Source organism: Enterococcus cecorum DSM 20682 = ATCC 43198, assembly GCF_000407565.1.
Lineage (GTDB): Bacteria > Bacillota > Bacilli > Lactobacillales > Enterococcaceae > Enterococcus_E > Enterococcus_E cecorum.
The window spans coordinates 639,913-662,441 of sequence record NZ_ASWI01000004.1 but is presented as its reverse complement, the minus strand read 5'-3'; the positions used below and the strand labels follow the sequence as shown (position 1 = coordinate 662,441).

15 protein-coding genes and 2 pseudogenes are annotated in these 22,529 nt (G+C 35.3%); 7 read left to right on the top strand and 10 right to left on the bottom strand.

What is annotated here, in order from left to right:
• Positions 1-2: 2 nt before the first annotated feature.
• The 3 genes from I567_RS09230 to uvrB form a co-directional block, all read right to left on the bottom strand.
• Complete coding sequence (locus I567_RS09230) at positions 3-1,256, bottom strand: carboxylate--amine ligase (RefSeq protein WP_016251955.1); 1,254 nt, start codon at positions 1,254-1,256, stop codon at positions 3-5.
• Positions 1,257-1,398: 142 nt separating this feature from the next.
• Positions 1,399-4,221: an excinuclease ABC subunit UvrA gene (uvrA, locus tag I567_RS09225; RefSeq protein WP_016251954.1), complete on the bottom strand. Its 2,823-nt coding sequence runs from the start codon at positions 4,219-4,221 to the stop codon at positions 1,399-1,401.
• A 17-nt stretch (positions 4,222-4,238) separates the two neighbouring features.
• Positions 4,239-6,230, bottom strand: a complete 1,992-nt coding sequence (uvrB, locus tag I567_RS09220; RefSeq protein WP_016251953.1) for an excinuclease ABC subunit UvrB — start codon at positions 6,228-6,230, stop codon at positions 4,239-4,241.
• Between the two features lie 238 nt (positions 6,231-6,468).
• Here uvrB and I567_RS09215 point away from each other — a divergent pair, with 238 nt between their 5' ends.
• The 3 genes from I567_RS09215 to I567_RS09205 all read left to right on the top strand — a co-directional run bounded on the left by I567_RS09215 (position 6,469) and on the right by I567_RS09205 (position 9,996).
• Positions 6,469-8,628, top strand: a complete 2,160-nt coding sequence (locus I567_RS09215) for an amino acid ABC transporter substrate-binding protein/permease (protein ID WP_016251952.1) — start codon at positions 6,469-6,471, stop codon at positions 8,626-8,628.
• A gap of 3 nt (positions 8,629-8,631) precedes the next feature.
• Complete coding sequence (locus tag I567_RS09210; protein WP_016251951.1) at positions 8,632-9,369, top strand: amino acid ABC transporter ATP-binding protein; 738 nt, start codon at positions 8,632-8,634, stop codon at positions 9,367-9,369.
• Between the two features lie 105 nt (positions 9,370-9,474).
• Positions 9,475-9,996 (top strand): hypothetical protein, encoded by a 522-nt coding sequence (locus I567_RS09205; RefSeq protein WP_016251950.1) that lies wholly within the window; start codon positions 9,475-9,477, stop codon positions 9,994-9,996.
• A 24-nt stretch (positions 9,997-10,020) separates the two neighbouring features.
• Here I567_RS09205 and I567_RS09200 read toward each other — a convergent pair whose 3' ends face one another.
• Entirely contained in the window at positions 10,021-11,202 is a 1,182-nt protein-coding gene (locus I567_RS09200; protein ID WP_016251949.1) for an MFS transporter, read from the bottom strand.
• A 145-nt stretch (positions 11,203-11,347) separates the two neighbouring features.
• Between I567_RS09200 and I567_RS09195 the strand changes: the two genes are divergently transcribed.
• Positions 11,348-12,559: a YdcF family protein gene (locus I567_RS09195; RefSeq protein ID WP_016251948.1), complete on the top strand. Its 1,212-nt coding sequence runs from the start codon at positions 11,348-11,350 to the stop codon at positions 12,557-12,559.
• A gap of 43 nt (positions 12,560-12,602) precedes the next feature.
• Here I567_RS09195 and ppc read toward each other — a convergent pair whose 3' ends face one another.
• Complete coding sequence (gene ppc, locus I567_RS09190; RefSeq protein ID WP_016251947.1) at positions 12,603-15,296, bottom strand: phosphoenolpyruvate carboxylase; 2,694 nt, start codon at positions 15,294-15,296, stop codon at positions 12,603-12,605.
• 578 nt (positions 15,297-15,874) lie between these two features.
• Here ppc and I567_RS09185 point away from each other — a divergent pair.
• The 3 genes and pseudogenes from I567_RS09185 to I567_RS09180 all read left to right on the top strand — a co-directional run bounded on the left by I567_RS09185 (position 15,875) and on the right by I567_RS09180 (position 17,374).
• Positions 15,875-16,153, top strand: a complete 279-nt coding sequence (locus I567_RS09185) for a helix-turn-helix domain-containing protein (protein ID WP_018345223.1) — start codon at positions 15,875-15,877, stop codon at positions 16,151-16,153.
• Positions 16,154-16,168: 15 nt separating this feature from the next.
• Positions 16,169-16,339 (top strand): annotated as a pseudogene (locus I567_RS13130) (helix-turn-helix domain-containing protein); the annotation flags it as partial.
• A 156-nt stretch (positions 16,340-16,495) separates the two neighbouring features.
• A complete protein-coding gene (locus tag I567_RS09180; protein WP_147278245.1) occupies positions 16,496-17,374 on the top strand; it encodes a hypothetical protein in 879 nt (292 codons plus the stop codon).
• Between the two features lie 72 nt (positions 17,375-17,446).
• On the opposite strand, the gene dnaJ is transcribed toward I567_RS09180, so the two are convergent.
• The 5 genes and pseudogenes from dnaJ to I567_RS12945 all read right to left on the bottom strand — a co-directional run.
• Positions 17,447-18,598 (bottom strand): molecular chaperone DnaJ, encoded by a 1,152-nt coding sequence (gene dnaJ / locus I567_RS09175; RefSeq protein ID WP_016251944.1) that lies wholly within the window; start codon positions 18,596-18,598, stop codon positions 17,447-17,449.
• A 102-nt stretch (positions 18,599-18,700) separates the two neighbouring features.
• On the bottom strand, positions 18,701-20,536 hold the full coding sequence (gene dnaK / locus I567_RS09170) for a molecular chaperone DnaK (RefSeq protein WP_016251943.1): 1,836 nt from the start codon (positions 20,534-20,536) through the stop codon (positions 18,701-18,703).
• 28 nt (positions 20,537-20,564) lie between these two features.
• Complete coding sequence (grpE, locus tag I567_RS09165; protein WP_016251942.1) at positions 20,565-21,125, bottom strand: nucleotide exchange factor GrpE; 561 nt, start codon at positions 21,123-21,125, stop codon at positions 20,565-20,567.
• Positions 21,126-21,154: 29 nt separating this feature from the next.
• A complete protein-coding gene (gene hrcA, locus I567_RS09160; protein WP_016251941.1) occupies positions 21,155-22,195 on the bottom strand; it encodes a heat-inducible transcriptional repressor HrcA in 1,041 nt (346 codons plus the stop codon).
• 144 nt (positions 22,196-22,339) lie between these two features.
• Positions 22,340-22,525: pseudogene (locus I567_RS12945) on the bottom strand (DUF6506 family protein); the annotation flags it as partial.
• Between the last annotated feature and the right edge of the window lie 4 nt (positions 22,526-22,529).

Sequence of the window (22,529 nt, the reverse complement as noted above, 5' to 3'; positions counted from 1 at the left end):
GATTAACCTTCTTTCACTTTAAAATATTTTTCATAATCTTCTTCATACTTTTTATAAACATACTTCATTAATAAATAGTGTCTTAAAGAACGATCTTTCTTATAAAATAATGTTGAACCGTATTTGCCTTGCGCTAATAAATCTAAGCCTCTTTGTTTATCTGGACCGTCTTTAGCATATTTTTTAAAAATAGACAATGGCACATTCAACCATAATTTAGCATGGTCTCCGTGAGCGCGCCCATAAATTGTCTTTTCAAATGGTTTGTTGAAAATCAAATCTTCTGTAATAAATTTGGCTAAATTTAAACCATTTAAAGTTACAAAGAAGCTACTACGGCCTTGACGTAAATTAATTTCAAATAATTTGAATATCCCATCGCGGCTATCATATTTCATATCAAAATTCGCAAAACCAACATAGTTAATACGTTTTAAAAATTGTGCAACATCATGATAGATTTGCTCATTTTCATCTGGTAAAATCACGGTGTAATTTCCCACTGAACCAGGCGCAGGATCTTCTAATAACGGATGACCTAAACACATCATACGAACATTATGCTCATGATCGACATAGACATTTAGCACACGCATATTACTATCATCGCCTGGAATGAAGTCTTGCACAATCATCTCACTGGTATAGCCAGCTTGATAAATTCGTTCAACAATAATTTCGAATTCTTCCCGGTTATCAATAATAAATGCTTTTTTACGTCCTTCAAAGTCAATTGACAACCATTCGACACTATTTGCCGGTTTCAGCGCCACTGGAAAATCAAATGGTAAAGATTGTTTGAATTGACCATTTTCTAAATGTGCTGGTGTTAAAATGAAGGTTTTTGGATAAGGCAAACCATATTTTTCACAAGTTTCATAAAAAGTAACTTTATTAATCAACACTTTAAATAACTCATAATCATTGGCGATAAAAGTATAATAGGGTGCTAATTTTTCCTTATTTTGAGATAACAACTCGGCATAACCATCCCCACAAGGAATCAATAAATATTTAATGTCTGCTTGGTTAAAAGTTGATTTTGCTAACTCGATTAACTTTTCAGAGAAGACAGGATCTTTATCAAAACCTTCAAACAAATGGATATCGGCAATTTTAGTAAATCTAGTTGGAGCTAATTGATGTTCTCCAATCGCAATGGGTTTTATACCATACTCTTCATTGAATGCACGCGCCATGCCATAGACATTCATATCTGTCCCAAGTAATATAGGTATAAAATTATTTTTTTGCATATTTTCACTCTTTTCTGAAACAATTCACATTCAACATCATACCACAAAGGTTCAGACAAGCAAAGAGACTTTTCTGTAAAGCAATGATAATTTTACAAAATCGTAATTAACTTTTCACTTTCAACAAAAAAGTCTCCCATTATTATTTATTTAATATTTTTTGTAAGTATTGACCAGTAAAACTTGTAGACACTTTGGCAACTGCTTCAGGTGTACCTGTAGCCAAAATAGTACCTCCACCTGCACCACCTTCAGGCCCTAAATCAATCAGATAATCCGCACATTTAATGACGTCTAAATTATGTTCGATGACTAAAACTGTATTTCCATTATCGACTAAACGTTGTAGTACTTTTAACAAACGAGCAATATCTTCAGCATGTAACCCTGTCGTTGGTTCATCCAAGATATAGAAGTTGCGCCCATTGCTACTTCGATGCAATTCAGAAGCAAGTTTCATGCGTTGCGCTTCCCCACCTGATAAAGTCGTAGCTGATTGCCCTAATGTGACATAGCCTAAACCAACATCAACAATTGTTTGTAATTTGCGTTTTATTTTAGGAATATGTTTAAAGAACTCTAAGGCATCCTCTACAGTCATTTCTAATATTTCAGCAATGTTTTTGCCTTTATAGTGAACTTCTAAGGTTTCAGAATTATAACGTTTACCGTGACAAACTTCGCAAGGAACATAAACATCTGGTAGAAAGTGCATCTCAATCTTGATAATGCCATCCCCCTTACATGCTTCACAGCGTCCACCCTTTACATTGAAACTAAAGCGTCCCTTTTTATAACCGTGGACTTTAGCTTCGTTGGTTTGAGCAAATAAATCGCGAATATCATCAAAAACACTTGTATAAGTTGCCGGATTGCTACGCGGGGTACGGCCAATTGGACTTTGATCAATATCAATCACTTTTTCAATTGATTCAAAACCGGTAATTTTTTTATGTTTTCCTGGTTTCGCATGAGAGCGGCTCACTTTTTGTTGTAAGGCTTTTTTCAGAATTTCATTCACTAATGTCGATTTACCTGATCCAGAAATCCCGGTTACAGCTGTAAATGTGGCCAAAGGAAAATCAACCGTAATATTTTGCAAGTTATTTTCACTGGCTTCTACAACCGTAATCTTCTTACCATTTCCTTTTCTTCTTTCTTTCGGCACTGGAATTTTACGTTTACCAGATAGATACTGCCCCGTTAAGGAATTCGGATTTTCGCTGACTTCTTGTGGGGTGCCGTATGCAACTACTTCTCCTCCATGTTGACCAGCGCCTGGACCGATATCAATCAAATAATCAGCTGCTCGCATCGTATCTTCATCATGTTCGACAACGATTAAAGTATTTCCTAAATCACGCATTTTTCTTAAGGAATCCAACAATCGATCATTATCTCTTTGATGTAAACCAATCGATGGTTCGTCTAATATGTATAAAACACCAGATAAATTTGAACCTATTTGAGTAGCTAGACGAATCCGTTGTGCTTCTCCTCCAGACAAAGTTCCAGCAGCTCGACTCAAAGTAAGATAGCCTAAACCGACATTTTGTAAGAAAGTTAAACGGTCTTTTATCTCTTTTAAAATTGGTTTAGCAATCATCGTTTCTTGTTCAGTCAAACTTAATTGTTCAAGAAAAGCTAAAGCATCTTGAATTGACTTTTCGCTCAATTCCCCTAGATGAATGCCCCCAACTTTAACAGCTAAGGCTTGCTCATTCAATCGATAGCCATGGCAGTGAGAACAAGTTAATTCTGTCATGTATAAGCGCATTTGATCACGAGTAAAATCACTATTGGTTTCATGATAACGACGATAGATATTATTTAAGACTCCTTCAAAAGGCACCTCCACATCGCGAACGCCTCCAAAATCATTCTCATAATGAAAATGGAAAGTTTTGCCATTGGAGCCATGTAAGATTAACTGCTGCTCTTCTTTACTTAGTTTTTCAAATGGTGTATCCATATCAATACCAAAACTCAAACAAAATTGTTCAAGCATTTGGGGATAATATTGCGAACTAATTGGATTCCAAGGTACCAATGCCCCTTCTCTTAAAGTTAAGTTCCGGTCTGGAATAACTAAATCTTCATCAACTGCCAACTTAATACCTAAACCATCACACTCTGGACAAGCACCAAATGGAGCGTTAAATGAGAACAGGCGCGGTTCTAATTCTCCCACGGTAAAGCCACAATAAGGACAAGCATAGTGTTCACTAAAGAGCATTTCTTCTTGACCAATCACATCCACCACAGCATAACCATCTGCTAGACGCAAAGCCGCTTCAAATGAATCAAACAGCCGCGAACGAATACCTTCTTTAATAATTATACGGTCAATCACAATAGCAATATCATGTTTTTTATTTTTCTCAAGTTCAGGAACTTCGCTGATATCATAAATTTCACCATCTACACGAACACGCACGTAACCTTCTTTTTGGATATGTTCAAAAACTTTTTTATGCTGGCCTTTCTTTTGATAAATAACTGGCGATAAAATTTGAATTTTACTTCTCTCTGGTAATTCTAAAACTTGATCAACCATTTGTTCTACAGACTGGCTAGTAATTTCCACATGATCATTGGGGCAAATTGGGTGACCACATCTAGCATACAGCAACCGTAAATAGTCATTAATTTCCGTCACCGTCCCTACAGTTGAACGCGGATTTTTGCTTGTTGTTTTTTGGTCAATCGAAATTGCTGGTGATAAACCATCAATACTATCAACATCTGGCTTATCCATTTGTCCTAAAAACTGACGAGCATAAGCACTTAAGCTTTCTACATATCTTCTTTGCCCTTCTGCATATAAAGTATCAAACGCTAAAGAACTTTTTCCTGAACCGGACAATCCAGTCACAACAACTAATTGATCGCGCGGGATCGTTACATCAATATTTTTTAAATTATGCGCACGGGCACCATGAATCACAATTTTATCATTTGCCATAAAAAAACTCCTATTTATTACTCACTTTTTAGCTCTAGAATCGTATCACGTAAAGTTGCTGCTCGTTCAAAATCTAAGGCTTTGGCAGCATCCTTCATTTCTTTTTCTAGTTTTGCTAACATTAATTCTTTTTCTTCTTTACTATATTCATGATAATGTTTAAAATCAAATGGCTCTTCAGATACTTTAGCCGTCTTGGTAATTGAAATTAATTCACGAATTTCTTTTTTAATGGTTTTTGGTACAATATGATGTTCTTTGTTGTAAGCTTCTTGGATACTGCGACGACGCATCGTTTCGTCAATCGCTTTTTGCATCGATTCAGTCCTATTGTCTGCATACATAATTACTTTACCAGAAGCATTTCTTGCGGCCCGGCCAATTGTTTGCACCAAGGAACGTTCACTCCGTAAGAAACCTTCTTTATCTGCATCTAAAATAGCAACTAAAGAAACTTCCGGAACATCTAATCCTTCACGTAATAAATTAATCCCGACTAAAACATCAAACTCACCTAAGCGCAAATCACGGATAATTTCTGTACGTTCAAGTGTTTTGATATCACTATGAAGATACTTCACTTTGATGCCTAATTCCTTCAAGTAATCCGTTAAGTCCTCAGCCATTTTCTTAGTCAAAGTCGTCACAAAAACACGCTCATCTTTTTCAATCCGTTCATTGATTTCACCCACTAAATCATCAATTTGTCCCATAATCGGACGTACTTCAATCATCGGGTCTAATAATCCAGTTGGACGAATGATTTGCTCTACAATATGATCCGTTCTCCCCATTTCATAAGGTCCTGGGGTCGCAGAAATATAAATAATTTGATGGACGTGGGTTTCAAATTCTTCCAACCTTAAAGGACGGTTATCTAAAGCTGAAGGGAGGCGAAATCCATAGTCTACCAACATTTGCTTACGAGCTCTATCTCCATTATACATTCCTCTTATTTGCGGCATTGTCACGTGTGATTCATCAATAACCAACAAATAATCCTCGGGAAAGAAATCAAGTAAAGTATAAGGCGGTTCCCCTTCTTTACGACCATCCATATGTCGAGAATAATTTTCAATTCCTGAGGTATATCCCATCTCTTTCATCATTTCAATATCATAATTAGTTCTTTGTTCTAAACGTTGGGCTTCTAATAACTGATCATTGGCTCTGAGAACTGCTAATCTTTGGGCCAATTCCTTTTCAATTCCACGAATCGCTTCATCTAAAGTGTGTTCATTGGTTACGAAGTGCGTAGCTGGGAAGATTGAGACATGCTCCGTTTCAGCTAACACTTCTCCTGTTAAAGCATCAATTTCTCTAATCCGCTCCACTTCATCACCAAAAAACTCAATGCGCAAAGCCCGCTCATCACGAGAAGCTGGGAAAATTTCAACTACATCACCACGTACCCGAAACCTGCCCCGTTGAAAATCTATATCGTTACGTTCAAATTGAATATCGATTAAACTACGCAAAAGATTATCACGGCTAATTTCCATGCCTACACGAATAGAAACGACTTGTTTTTGGTATTCCATCGGTGAACCTAACCCAAAAATACAAGAAACAGAAGCAACCACAATCACATCATTTCGCTCAAGCAAAGCACTTGTGGCACTATGACGCAACTTATCGATTTCATCATTAATACTTGCATCTTTTTCAATATAGGTATCACTGGACGGTACATAAGCTTCTGGTTGATAATAATCATAATAGGAAACAAAATATTCCACCGCATTATTAGGGAAAAATTCTTTAAACTCGCCATACAATTGGCCAGCTAACGTTTTATTATGTGCGATCACTAATGTGGGTTTATTCACTCTTTGGATGACCTGAGAAATAGTATAGGTTTTCCCTGTTCCTGTAGCTCCTAATAAGATTTGTTCTTTTACTCCTGATTGAATTCCTTGAACCAAACCTTCAATTGCTGTTGGTTGATCCCCAGCTGGTTGATATTTAGAGACTAATTCAAATTGATTATCTGTTGTTCGTTCAATCATACTATACCCTCGATTCTTCATAACTAGATCTATTGTACCACACCGAACATACTTTCCCTAACTAATTCGCTCAAAAAAAAAGCGAAAGACATTTGTATTCGATTTCAGTGTTACTTAATAAAATTAGTGAAAAACTGACAATTCTTCATCTTTATTATATTTTCACTTATTTTCTTGCATTTCATGAAAATATTGATATATAATTTTATTAAAATTTAATTTTAGGAGGAAGTATTTAATGAAAAAGAAATTAAGTCTTATTCCTTTCATTGCACTACTTTTTAGTTTGTTCGTAATTGGCAAATCAACTGTTGCTGCAGATGAAACAACTTATGAAATTGGAACGGATATTACTTTTGCGCCATTTGAATTTCAAAATGAAGATAAAGAATATGTAGGTATTGATATTGACTTATTAAAAGCGATTGCCAAAGATCAAGGCTTTCAAGTGAATTTACGCCCACTTGGTTTTGACACTTCCATTCAAGCAGTACAATCTGGCCAAGTCGCAGGAATGATTGCTGGTATGAGTATCACGGATGAACGCAAGCAAAGTTTTGATTTCTCCGACCCTTATTTTGAAAGTGGCATTCAAATGGCTGTGAAAGCTGATGATAATAGTATAAAGAGTTATAAAGATTTAAAAGACAAAACAGTAGCTGCAAAGGTCTCAACTGAAAGTGCCGCCTTCCTTGAAAAAAATCAAAAGAAATATGGTTATACAATTAAAACATATGATGATGCTAACGGTGTTTATGGCGCTTTAAAGAATGGTACAGTACAAGCTATTTTTGATGACTACCCAGTTATTGGTTATGCTGTGACTAAAGGTGAAGACTTGAAATTAGTCGGCGAACCTAAAAAAGGGAGTGCCTATGGATTTGCTGTGAAAAAAGGAAAAAATCAAGAACTATTAAAGAAATTCAATGCCGGATTAAAAAAATTAAAAGACAACGGTGAATACCAAGCGATTCTTGATCGTTATATTGCCTCTTCTTCAAATACAGCAAGTGACCAAATGAAAAAGGTCACCCCTAAAAAAGATAAATATGTTATCGCGAGTGATACAGCCTTTGCACCATTTGAATTTCAAAATAGCAATAACGAGTTTACAGGTATTGATGTGGACTTATTAAAAGAAGCAGCAAAAATGCAAGGTTTTAACATTGAAATGAAATTTATTGGTTTTTCTGCTGCTGTTCAAGCGGTGGAAAATCATCAAGCTGATGCGATGATTGCTGGTATGACGATTACGCCAGAACGTGAGAAAAGTTTTGACTTCTCTACGCCTTATTTCGAAAGCGGCATTCAACTAGCTGTGAAAAAAGGAAACGATAAGATTCAATCTTATAAAGACTTAAAAGGTAAAAAAGTCGGCGTGAAAGTTGGTACTGAAAGTGCTGATTATATTATGAACCATAAAGATGAATATGGTTATACAGTAAAACAATTTGATACTGCTGACCAACTTTATGATGCAGTAAAAGTCAATGCGGTGGATGCAATTATGGATGATTATCCAGTAATTGGTTATGCGATTAGCCAAGGACAAGCGCTACAAACACCGATTGAACGAGTGACTGGTGGAAAATATGGATTTGCTGTGAAAAAAGGACAAAATCCAGAACTAATCGAAATGTTTAACGAAGCATTAGCCGAAATGAAACGTACTGGCAAATATGATCAGATTGTTAATAAATATATTAAAGATGGCTCCACTACTGCAGAAAAGGCTGATTCAGTTTCAGAAAAAGGCATTATTGGTATTTTGAAAAACAATTATGGTGTGTTGCTTTCAGGTTTACTTAGAACCATCGGACTCGCATTATTATCTTTTGCTTTTGCATTGATTCTTGGAGTAATTATTGGTTTGATGGCTGTCTCACATATCAAAGGTTTACGCGTCTTTGCTTCTGTTTATGTTGATATCATTCGTGGTATTCCGATGATGGTTTTAGCTTTCTTTATTTTCTTTGGTCTACCACAATTAATTGGTTTTACGATTCCTGACTTTACCGCGGGTGTCATCACCTTAACCTTAAATGCAAGTGCCTATCTCGCGGAAATCGTTCGTGGTGGGATTAATGCCGTACCAACTGGCCAAATGGAAGCTGCTCGTAGTTTAGGTTTACCATATAGTAAGACCATGCAAAAAATTATCTTACCACAAGCGATTAAGATTATGTTACCTTCTTTCGTAAATCAATTTGTCATTTCGTTGAAAGATACAACCTTAATTTCAGTAATTGGTGTGGTAGAATTATTACAAACAGGTAAGATTATCGTTGCTCGTACTTTACAAAGTGCCGATGTTTACTTCATTATTGCTGTGATGTACTTAATCGTGATTACATCCCTAACAAAATTTGCTAAAGTATTAGAAAAGAAGGTGAAATAATTCATGGCTGAAAAAATTTCTGTTCAAAACCTTGTCAAAAAATATGGTAATAATACTGTCTTAAATGATATCTCTATTTCAATTAAAGAAGGAGATGTGGTTTGTATCATCGGTCCTTCTGGTTCTGGTAAATCAACCTTTTTACGATGCTTGAATAAATTAGAGGAACCAACAAGCGGGGATATTGTCATTGATGGTGCCCATTTAATGGATAAAAATACCGATATTAATTTGGTCCGTCAACATATTGGGATGGTATTCCAACATTTTAATCTCTTCCCTCACCTAACTGTCCTTGAAAATATAATTTTAGCACCAATGGATGTGAAAAAAGCAAGTCGTGATGAGGCCGAAAAAAATGCAATCCGTCTGCTTGATATGGTTGGTTTGGCTGATAAAAAAGATATGAAACCAGATAATCTTTCTGGCGGGCAAAAACAACGTGTCGCAATCGCCCGTGCCCTTGCAATGAATCCTGATATCATGCTGTTTGATGAACCAACTTCAGCGCTCGACCCCGAAATGGTTGGCGATGTATTAAACGTAATGAAAGACTTAGCGAAACAGGGAATGACCATGGTAATTGTGACACATGAAATGGGATTTGCCAAAGAAGTAGCTAACCGTGTACTTTTCACTGACGGTGGGAAAATCCTAGAAGATGGCACGCCGCAACAAATTTTTGAAAATCCACAAAACGAACGTACCAAAGATTTCTTAAACAAAGTCTTAAATATTTAATCCTATAGCTGGCTCAATTTGGGTCAGCTATTTTTTGACTATCTTTTCATTAAAATACTTGCTATAATAAAAAGCGAAATGATTGAAAGGAACTATGAAATTATCATGAATTATAAAGATTTAATCCTTAAAGATATTAAAAAAGGAATCTTACTTGTAGGAAGCTGTATATTATTAATTATCTGCTGTGTGATTACAATGATATCTTATTCTAATCATCGCCTACTTGACGCCAGCAACCAAGAAAAAATCACATTTAGTTATGTCATTCCTAATGCTGCGGCTGAAACAAAGGATAATCACCTTTTCCATATTAGCGCCTATATTACTTTAGAAGGAACCAGAAAAGAATTGCTGACAGCGACAAATAAAAATGATGCACCACTTTTATTGATGCATCCAATTCCTACAGATGAACTCTTTAACAATCAATTAAACGATCAAATGAAAACCAAACTTTTTAAAAGCTTTGAAAAAACCGTAAAAGTGAATTTAGCAGATTATACCACTATGTCTGTCATTAGTAGTTTTGATGAGATTTCCTATAGTTTTAAAACGGATTTAAAAGACAGTTTAGCCAAAGATCATATTAAAGTAAAACATGTTCAATTCAGTTATAGCGAATAAAAAATACGCGAAGATTTCGAGTACTTACTCAAAATCTTCGCGTTTATTATTTTTTTGAATCGAGACAAACAGGATACTCATTGCAATGAGAAGTACTCCTAAACCAAAGAAACTAGACATAAAACCAAAACGTTCAATTAACGCTCCCATGAACGGAAATAAGATAATCATTGCAAAACTACCCAACATGGCATAGACACTTAACATTGTCGCCCGCACTTTAGAATCAAAGGCTGCTTGGAGTTCAGTTTCATACAGCGGATAAAAAAGAACGACTAATGCATCTGACACTAGAAATATTACAGCATATACAAAATGATTATTCAAAATGGTGAATAAGAAAAGCACCCCTGAGCATCCTAATATACTCCATAAAACCAACTGCGTCTTGATTTTTTGACCGATTTTATTTGCCAAGTAGATAGCCAAAATATTACAGCCGCTTGATAAAAGCATCATCAAACTAATTTGCCAAGACTGAAGGTAAGGTAACTGAGATTGGTAATAAAAATAATACATCGTAATCAAAGTCAACATAACCTGAACCATCAACATTTGGTAGAATAGTCGACTTTGCTTTCTAAATAGCTGATAAACTGTCTGGATAATTTTCAAAACAGTCGGACTTTCTTCTTTTTTCATTTTGATAGAAGGCTCTTTTATCCCCCAAATACAAAGAATTCCCAACAAAGAGCAAACAATTTGAATATGATAGGTATAAATGAGCCAACCATGAACTAAAAATCCGGCAACAACCATCCCTAACGTACGAGTGGCTTCTGAGATACCATTAAGATAGCTTATGAACGTTAGATATCTTGATTCTTGCTTAAGTTCTTTGGCTGTTTCATATAAAAGTGCCTGACTTGTGCCAGAATCAAAGTTATAGCCCCAAGCACTAAAAATCATTCCCAGAGCATAAAGAAAAAAATTACCATTGCCAAAAATCATAAATAAGGCCGAAATAATCGTAACGAATCGTCCAAGGAAGAGATTACGTCGATACGTAAAGCGGTCTGCTAATACGCCTGATGGGACTTCAGATAGTAAGCTGGTTAAATGAAAAAGACTTTCCAGAATACCAATTTGCCATAGAGACATCCCTTGCTGACTTAAAAACAACAGCCAAAATGCAGTAATGCCAAAAAAGCTGAAAAATTCAGTGATACCTAATAAAGGTAAATTTCGTTTATATATTTGTTTCATCTTGTACCTTCTTTCCTAATAGAAATGACTATCAATTTAATAATAGAGAATTGTACATTCTGTCAGTGACTATGAAAAGCTTGTAATCTTGCAACTTCATTTAGTTTTGTTATAATGTAGAAAGTTATGAATTAGGAGTGAAAAAATGAATCTAACAACCCTTGATATTATCGTGAGTATTATCTATTTTGTCACTGCTTTTGGTTATGCAATTAATTTATTTAGAAAAAAACAAAATCAAAAACTGCTTAAAATCATTTATTTATCGCTAGGTTTTCTACTTCCATATTGTCTATTTTTAGAAATCATCAATCACAGTGTTTGGTTCTTAATTCCAACTAGTTTTTTTGCTTTATTTTATTGGCAGTTTCATAAACGCCCCGCTAGACTAATCAATGGTTGGTTATTTATGTTATTTTGGCTTGTTTTTGCTGGATACTTAACTCTTATCGGGATTACCACAAAATCTCTCATTCCTTTTGGCGTCTTGGGGTTATTTCTGATTATCTTTATCTTACTCGTTGCATTCGGCATTTACGGCTTAATCATTTTTCTACTGTGGAATAGTTATGTTGTCTTTAAAAAAGAATCGCGCAGTTTAGCCAATATGCTTACCTTTATCTGTGCAATCGGTCTAATTTTATACTTATTCTTACAAATTTTTAGAGACCATTTACCACATTGGCTATTAAGTTTCTTAGCCTTACCTACCGTGATAACCGGATACTTCATGTTTGTTTTATTCAATTTTTTAATCTGTGTTTGGATTTACCAATTTTTACGTCCAAAACTTAACCAAGATTATCTTATTGTGCTTGGTGCAGGTTTGATTAATGGTGAACGAGTGACCCCATTACTTGCTCAACGTATTAATCGAGCAATCGAATTTTTCCACTTACAAAAAGCTAAGACAAATCATCCAGCAAAATTTATCATGTCTGGTGGTCAAGGGCCGGATGAAAAGATTTCAGAAGCACAAGCAATGAAAAATTATGCTTTAGAACAAGGAATGAATGAAGAAGATATTTTATTAGAAGATCAATCAACGACTACTTTAGAAAATATGCGTTTTAGTAAACAATTAATGGATAACCGACGAATCAAACCTTATCACGTCGTATTCTTTTCTAATAATTATCATATCTTTCGGGCAGGAATTTTTGCCGAGCAAGTGGGCCTCACTGCACAAGGTTTAGGCGCTCATACAGCACGCTACTTTCTACCCAATGCCTTACTAAGAGAATTTGCTGCCATTATCATGATGAACAAACGACGCCATATGATCATTTGTGGCATCATTAGTGTATTCTATCTACTCACTTGGCTTGTGGAGTTATATATAAATTTCCATCAATAAAAAGAAGTTGCTAGCAGGAATGTTAGCAACTTCTTTTTTATCATCAACCAGAGTTTCGTAAGCCCGTTGCAATACCATTAATCGTAATATGAATTAATTTTTCGGTATTTTCACTATGTTTACCACTACGCAGACGTTTAATTAATTCGATTTGAACATAATTTAATACATTGAAATAAGGTAATCGATAGTCTAAGCTAGAACGTAAATATGGATTATCTGCTAATAGGCCTTCTTGTTCTTCAATGGCTAAAATCACTTCTTTGGTTAATTTCCATTCTTTTAGGAGTAAATCATAAACTTCTTTTGATTCTGCCGTTTCGCATAATTGCGCATATTGATGAGCAATATACATATTTGATTTTGATAATACCATATCGACATTTGAAAGTAAGGAATGAAAGAATGGCCAGGTTTGATACATTTGTTGTAAAATCTTCAAATTACCTGGTGCTTGATCAATAAAATCTTTAAAACTTGAACCTACACCATACCACCCTGGCAACATTACACGGTTTTGTGACCATGAGAAGACCCATGGGATAGCCCGTAGCCCACCAATTTCAGTAATGGTTTTACGTGCGGCTGGACGAGACCCAATATTTAAACTTGAAACTTCTTTAATCGGACTAGCCGCAAAGAAATAGTCATAAAATCCCGGATGATCAAAAACTAATTGGCGATAGAAATGATAACTCTTTTCCGCAATGCCATCCATCAATTGTCTAAACTCAGCTAGAAGATTTGTATCAGTGACGCGTTGAGTGACCATACGTCCTAAAGTAGATGAAATCAGCATTTCTAGATTATAGTAAGCGGCATCTTTATTACCGTACTTATTCCCAATCACTTCGCCTTGTTCAGTTACACGAATTCTATCTTTAATTGAATCAAAAGGTTGAGAAGTAATCGCATCATAGCTTGAACCACCTCCACGACCAACTGTTCCACCACGTCCATGGAAGAAAGTAATCTTGACACCTAGCTCTTCGCCTAAATCTTTTAATTCATTTTGCGCTTTATATAATGTCCAACCTGATGCAAGGTAGCCGCCATCTTTATTACTATCTGAATAGCCAAGCATGATTTCTTGATAATTCTTCTTAGAGGCTAACCAACGTTTTACAATTGGCATAGTTAAATATTGGCGCATAATTGGTTCAGATTTATCTAAGTCTTCAATTGTTTCAAATAATGGCACGATTTGTACACGAGCAGAGTGACGATCAATCAACCCCACTTCTTTTAACATGATTGCCAATTCTAATAAGTCTGAAACACTTTCAGAATGAGAAATAATATGTTGCTTAATGATTTCTTCGCCCATTTTATCTTTTAATTTACGAGCCATTTTAAAGATTGCTAATTCTTTTGTTAAGGTCTCTGATTTCTCAACATTTGTAGCTGATAAAATTCGTGGGTCTTCTTCTAATTCCTTCAAGAGTACAGCGATTTTAGCTTCTTCATCTAATGCGGAATAGTCTTCTTCAATGTTGGCACTTTTAAGCAATTCAGCCACACAAGCTTCTAAGACACTAGAATCTTGACGCATATCAATACTCGCTAAATAGAATCCAAAAATTTCAGTAGCTTGAACCAATTCATTAAAATCACCTTTTAAAAGTGCTTCACCATGATTTTGCAATAATGAATTTTGGATTTTTTGTAAATCGTTTTGGAATTCACTTACTCGGTTATATCTAGGTTGCAAATCTTGATCTTCAACCACATAAGCCAAGGTATTTCTCAAACGTTCTTCAATATAACTAAATGCTTTGCGGTACAATTCTTTTTCACGGAATACAGACTGATCCTTTGACGCTTCAGCCATTAAAACAACCTCTTCACTGACTTGCGCTTGAGCAGTAGAAATAGAAAATGCAAAGTAAAGTTCTTGAATTTTTTTAATATAATAATTAAAAATGACCTCGCCTTGGGTAGTTGCAGAAATCTGTAAAGTATCCGCAGTCACATAAGGATTGCCGTCACGGTCGCCACCAATCCACATTCCCATCGTAATTGGCGTAGGCTGGTTCAACTGAATTCCTTTTTTGGCAGCTAATGTCTTATACTCATTCACTAAATTGCTAATTGCCGTAATCAAAGAACGATCATAATACTCAGTGACATTGGTAATTTCATTTCTAACTTTTAATTTCTTTTCGCGAATCATATCCGTTTGCATAATCAATTCAATATGACGTCTTAAATCATCATACCATTTTTCTTTGTTGATTAAGCCTAATTTCACGTCACGGTGTTTTCTTAGTAACACATGGATTTGTTGGGTTAAACCAAGCATAGTCTTACGCTGAACTTGTGTTGGGTGTGCTGTTAATACTGGTACAACATTTAGATTTTGCAAGATTTCACGTGCCTGAGATGACGCTGCAACTTGTTCAATTGTATCTGATAATTTACCCACATAATCTTGATTGGTATTATTTAAATAGTTTACTTGATATGCCAAATCAACATCTTCAGAAATATTGATAAGCAATGGTAAGACAGAGAAATAGCGAGAAATAACTTCCATCTTTTCATTCGAGATACCAGCAATTTTTTCTTCCAATTGACGATAATCTTTTTGAACTGATAAATTGGTTAAGTCTTCAATCAAAGTAAACTCTTCTTCTCCAATCATCTTTTTCGTTGTCTCAGCTAATAAAGTCGTCAATATGGCTACTTCTTCTTGAATGACATCTTTATTATTACTATTTTCTAATTTCACTCGCACATTATACCCCCTAATAAGCTTTCTTTGTTACAAATATATCATACCTTATTTTTAGAAAATGTAAATATGAGAATCTTCTAATTTTGCAATTTTCTTGAAAATTTTTCGTGTTTTCCCTAGTTTTCAGTTTACTCATTCAAAAAAATATTCGATTTTACGTTAGGAATCCCCTTTTCTGTTTGTCTATCATTCATTTCTCCATCATATACAATAGACAATCTATTTTCAGCAAATGACAAACTTAAAGAAGCAACGCACAATCTTTCATAAGACCCGTATTGCTTTCAACGAATACTTCACAAATCATGATTTAAATATACATTTACTGATTTTATCATTACACACGCAAAAAATATTATTAAAATTAAAATAATTTGCTATTCAGTAACTTTCATCAAAATAGTTGAAACCCATGAGCTACTTGGTATTAAAATAAATTCTCAAATATTTTTAAAATACAATCGGCTTTTTGATAAAAATTTATTAGTGATTTTTTCATTATTTCTGCTAAAATTAGACGTACCCATGATAATTTATGGGAAAAATGGATAGTTTATATGAATGTGAAAGGGAAAAGAATGATGCTTGACAATTTATTAGAAAGCAAAGTCAGGAACAAAGTCTTGATTTTTATGATTTTGTTCAACAATAATGTCCTTCATTTAGATAAAATGTCGACTTATTTAAATATCAGTGACGTTTATCTCAAGTACTTAGTTACCGAATTGAATCAATTACTTCGGGGAAAGGCACGGATTCAATTTCAAAAAAATAAACACTTGAAGCTCATCATGGCCGAAAATGTTAATTATCTTGAAATAATACATCAAATATATGGTGAATCGATTATTTTATAATATTTTGAATTTTTAATTAATAATCTTGAACAATTACCTTTTAGTGCCTTCATCGAAAAAAATTACCATTCTATTGCAAACGCTTATCGTATTAGAAATAAAGCTGAAAAATATTTAAAACAGATTGGTTTAAAAACGTATAAGCATCAAATTGCTGGTCCAGAGTATAGAATCCGATTTTTTATTGCAGTGCTCTATTCACAATATGAGGTGAAATATTATTCCCTATCAGATGACGATATACGAATCGCACATCAATTTATTCTAGCATTTAATCATGCTATTCAGCCAAAACTATTGGAAACAACGACGGATGATTTTTTGTTTTTCGAAGTCTTATTGATGTTAACTTGGGTGCGACGAGAAAATAATATTGAACTGCAAGATTGGGAAGATCTCGCTGCGCTAAAACAATTATTCATTTACCAGCAATTAGTTGATTATGTCCATTTAAATTTAGAGCCATCTCTCAATACGTTCTTCAATCAAACAGAACTTGACTATATCTTTTTATGTTACTGCACAACGAACAATTTTCTCTTTTCTGACCAATGGCAAAACGAAGATATTAAAGCTTTACACCAAATCATTTTTACAAATAAACAAATCAAAAGCCTTTTGCAACATCTTGCACAAAAGTTACGCTTAGGCAAAGAAGTAATCTTTACTCGGAACTTCCGGGTGGCAATTGTTTACTTTTATAAAAAATGTATTCTAAACTTGCACCCATTACTTCCTGAAAGTAATCCATTTCTTTTTAATACATTGAATACAAACCAAAAAGTGCTCTTTAACCAAGTACAACGAATGATTGATGTTTGGCGAACAGCTAATAATATTCCCTACTTCTTTACCAAAGAGCAAATCTATTTTTTAACGAATCAAATCGAAGTGATCTATCAATTATTTATTCCTGAAATTGATATTACGATTGTGACAAATACGATTAGCGAATATGAAAGTATCGCACTTAAATTGACCACTACTTTTAATCATTATAAGTTAAACCCAAAAGTTTTTATGATTAATGCTGAAAACATCGAACAATTATATCAAAATAAAAATACCATTGTGTTGATTCATCCAAAATTTGCAACTTTTATGGATGAAACGAAACTACTTGCTAGCTCGCCTATCATAAAACTTGCCATCGACTATTTACCTACCTATCAAGAACAACTGATTCAACTTTTCAAACAATTCAACAATCGGTCTTTCTAGCACTATTAAATTAAAAAAAACGGTTTACCCAATCAAATTTGGTTAGGTAAACCGTTGTGTCGTTCTATTCATTTATTTTTTCTTAAAGGCATCCTTCATTTTATCAAAGAAACCTTCTCCTTGTTGTTCAGTCACTTTATGTCCACTTGCTTGAGCGAACTGACGTAATGCCGCTTTTTGTTCTTCGTTTAGGTTTTTCGGTGTAATGATTTTCACTTTAACGTGTTGGTCTCCATTTCCGCCGCCACGCAATCTTGGTGCACCTTTTCCACGAAGTCTGAAGTTTGTACCAGTTTGTGTTCCAGCTGGGACTTTTAATTTCACTTCACCATGAACAGTTGGCACATTGATTTCATCACCTAAAGCTGCTTGCACAAAGTTAAGTGGTAATTCGTAGTAAATTTCTGCACCATCTCGATCAAAGATATCGCTTTGTTCAACTCTAAAGACGACATATAAATCACCATAAGGGCCGCCATTATAACCAGCTTCCCCTTGATTTGCTAAGCGCATTTGTTGACCATCTTCCACACCTGCAGGCACATTTACTTTCACAGTGTGACTACGTTTTTCACGTCCAGTACCGTGACAAGTTGTACATGGATCACTAATCGTCTTACCTGTACCATTACATTGATCACAAGCACTGCGCGTCATTACACGACCAAGTGGTGTTTGACGTTCGACATTAATGACACCAGATCCATGACATTTGCTACATGTTTGTGGATGTGTTCCTGGTTTAGCTCCACTACCGCCACATGTATGACATAATTCATCACGATTATATTTAATACTCTTTTCTACACCGAAGATTGCTTCTTCAAACCCTAGATTAATGACATATTGTAAATCCGAACCTTGTCTAGGTGCATTTGGGTTACTTCGTGATGCACCACCGCTAAAGAAGGACTCAAAAATATCTTCAAATCCTCCGAAACCAGCGCCGCCACCGAAGCTACCAAAACCTCCGTCGAATCCGCCAGCTCCAAAATTAGGATCATTTGCAGCATGACCATATTGATCATAGGCAGCACGTTTTTGACTATCGCTTAAAACTTCATATGCTTCAGAGATTTCTTTAAACTTTTCTTCAGCATCGGGCGCTTTATTAATATCTGGGTGATACTTCTTTGATAGCTTACGATAAGCCTTTTTTATTTCATCATCAGAAGCACTTTTAGATACACCAAGTACTTCATAATAATCTCTTTTATCAGCCATTAGCTTACCTCCAAAAATCAGTTTCCCTAGTATTTTATCATAACTAGTTGCTATCAGTAAACAAAGAGTGTGACAAAGCTGCCACACTCTTTTTGTTTACGATTATTTGTCGTCGTCTACTTCTTCAAAGTCAGCATCTACGACATCGTCTGCGCTACCTTGTGCTGCATTTGGATCTTGTTGTTGGGCAGCTTGTTGAGCTTGAGCCGCTTGTTCGTATAGTTTAACCGTTAAGTTTTGTACGATTTCATTTAAAGCATCACGTTTTGCTTTCATTTCTTCAATGTTGTTTGCTTCTACAGCTGCTTTCAATTCATCACGTGCAGTTTCAGCTTTCTTCACTTCGTCCGCATCTACTTTACCTTCTAATTCTTTCAATGTCTTATCAACAGTGAATAATAAAGTATCTACATCGTTACGTAAATCTGCTTCTTCTTTACGTGCTTTATCCGCTTCGGCATTAGCTTCAGCATCTTTCACCATACGTTCGATTTCTTCATCTGATAAACCTGAAGAAGATTTAATGGTAATCTTTTGTTCTTTTTGAGTTCCTAAATCTTTAGCAGAAACATTTACAATACCGTTCTTGTCGATATCAAATGTTACTTCGATTTGAGGAATACCACGAGGTGCAGGTGGAATATCCGTTAATTGGAATCTTCCTAATGTCTTGTTATCCGCAGCCATTGGACGTTCACCTTGTAAAACATGAATGTCTACAGCAGGTTGGTTATCAGCAGCTGTTGAGAAGACTTGTGATTTACTTGTTGGGATAGTTGTATTACGGTCGATTAATTTGGTAAATACACCACCCATTGTTTCAATACCTAATGATAATGGGGTTACGTCTAGCAATACGATATCTTTCACATCACCAGTAATTACCCCACCTTGGATAGCAGCACCCATCGCAACTACTTCATCAGGGTTTACTGATTTATTTGGTTCTTTACCAGTTTCTTTACGTACAGCTTCAACAACTGCAGGAATACGAGTTGAACCACCAACTAAGATAACTTCGTCGATTTCTGATTGACTTAAACCAGCATCTTGTAAAGCTTGACGTACTGGAATTTTTGTACGTTCAACTAAGTCAACAGTTAATTCGTCAAATTTCGCACGAGTTAAAGTCATTTCTAAGTGTAATGGACCTGATTGGCTTGCAGTGATGAATGGTAAGCTAATCTGCGTACTTGTCACACCAGATAAATCTTTCTTCGCTTTTTCAGCTGCATCTTTTAGACGTTGTAATGCCATTTTATCTGTTGAAAGATCAATGCCATTTTCTTTCTTGAATTCAGCAACTAAGTAATCGATAATCTTGTTATCAAAATCATCCCCACCTAGATGGTTATCACCAGCTGTTGATAATACATCAAATACACCGTCACCTAATTCAAGGATAGATACGTCAAATGTACCACCACCAAGGTCGAATACTAAGATTTTTTCATCTTTATCTGTCTTGTCTAAACCATAAGCTAAAGCCGCTGCTGTTGGTTCGTTGACAATACGTTCTACTTCTAAACCAGCAATTTTACCAGCGTCTTTCGTAGCTTGACGTTGTGCATCGTTGAAGTAAGCTGGTACTGTGATAACTGCTTTTTCTACTTTTTCTCCTAGATAATCTTCAGCAAAGCCTTTGATATATTGTAAAATCATTGCAGAAATTTCTTGTGGTGTGTATTGTTTACCTTCCACATCTACTTTATATCCTGCTTCACCCATATGACGTTTAATAGATGAAATTGTGTTCGGGTTCGTAACTGCTTGACGTTTGGCTACTTCCCCTACTTGGATTTCGCCATTTTTAAATGAAACCACAGATGGTGTTGTACGATTTCCTTCTGGGTTTGTAATAATTTTTGCCTCGCCGCCTTCTAAGACAGCAACTGCAGAGTTTGTTGTACCTAAGTCAATACCAATAATTTTACTCATATTAAAAATCTCCTTTAACTAATCTATTTTATTGAGCGACAACAACCATACTTGGTCGTAACACGCGATCATGCAATTTATAGCCTTTTTGTAGGACTTGTACAATTGAATCAGCCGGATACTCATCATTAGCAGGAATTGTTTGTACTGCTTGATGCAACGTTGGATCAAAAGTAACCCCTTCTGCAGGTATCTCTTCAATACCTTCTTCTTTAAAGGCATGGCGCATACTTTCAAGCACCATCTCAATTCCTTTTTTCAATCTAGCTCCTTGCTCATCGCTTACTTCAATTGCCATCGCACGCTCTAAATTATCAAGCGAAGTTAATAATTTTTTACCTAAATCTTGTGAACGATATTTTTGTAATTGCTCTCGTTCATTACGATTGCGGTTAGTGACATTTGCAATTTCCGCTGAAGCACGTAAAAATTTGTCTTCCATTTCCTCTAATTTTTCTTGGAGGACTTCTACATCACTTTTGACTTCTTCTTGAACTTCTTCATCTGTATCTGCAGACGTTTCCAATGTTTCTTCCACTTCAACAGTCTCTTGTTCAAGTTCTTCCGTCTTTTTCTCCTTTTCAGACAATTGCCATTCGTCCTTTCTGTGTATATTTACTATCGGTATTGATCCAATGACCGATAATACTCACCTAATTTTTCACTTAACTCTTGGCGGAAAGCATCCAGTAGTCCAAACATTTTAGAATACTGCATACTGCTTGGTCCAAGTAAAGCAATTATACCTTGACCATGACCGTCAACTTGATAAGTAGCTTGAATTAAACTCATATTTTGAAATAAATCATGACCTATTTCTGAACCAATCCTAATTTGAATGGATTGATCAGATGGCGTAATTAACTGATTTAAACCATCCGTATCACTCATCAAATCATACACGAGTTTGAAATGCTGTAAGTCTTGCGTAGGTTCGTAGTTTAATAGATTCATTCGACCGCTAACATAAACTTTCTCTTCAAAAAGCTGAGTCAACATTCTATTAAACAAATCCAAGATCCCTTCTGTACTCTGATAATACTTATGCAAAGTAATCGGAATCTCAGTACGCAATCGATGATAAACGGTTAATAACTCTTCTCCGACAAGGCGATCATTAATAATTTGAACCATTTTCTCTAAATCACTACTTTGAATACTGTAGGGAATCGAAAAAATACGACTTTGAACATTTCCTTTGTCAGTTACTAAGATGGCTACGACTTGATGATTGTTTAGCGGAATCAGTCGAAAGCCAGTTAATTTACGTGTTTTCACATCCGGTCCTAACGAGAGGGCCGTATAACTAGTTAATTCTGATAAAATATCCGCAGACTCCTGAATGATTTCATTAATTTCATGAAACTCTCTCCTGAAACCTTGACGAATCTTCAGTCGTTCTTTTTCATCGACAGTCGTAGGTTTTAATAAATAATCTACATAGTAGCGATAACCAGCAATCGAAGGAATACGTCCAGAAGAGGAATGGGGTTTGGCTAATAGTCCGTGTTCTTCTAAACTTTTCATCTCATTACGAATGGTGGCTGAACTCGAATCTATGCCGTCATTCATTAACTTTTTAGAACCAACAGGCTGATTATTTTTTGTGTAATTTTGGATGATCAATCGTAGTATATCTTTTTGTCTTTGTGTTAACATTGTCTCACCCCTTATTAGCACTCTATATTCTTAAGTGCTAATACAATTATAAATATACCACACTTCTAGTAATTGTCAAGAAAAATAACCAAAAAAAATTAGCACTCTCGATTAAAGAGTGCTAATTTTAACATTTCTTAAGATTTAGAACAACTCATCGCCACTCTTGAACTCTAATCCAGGATGATTATCAAAACGAACCACACCGATTGCAACTTCAGGTCCAACAGCTTTTTTCACTTGAGCTACCCCCTCGATACCAAAACCGCCACATAATTCAATTGCATTGACACCATTGGCCACTAAATCTTTGGCAGCTAAAATAGCATCGGCA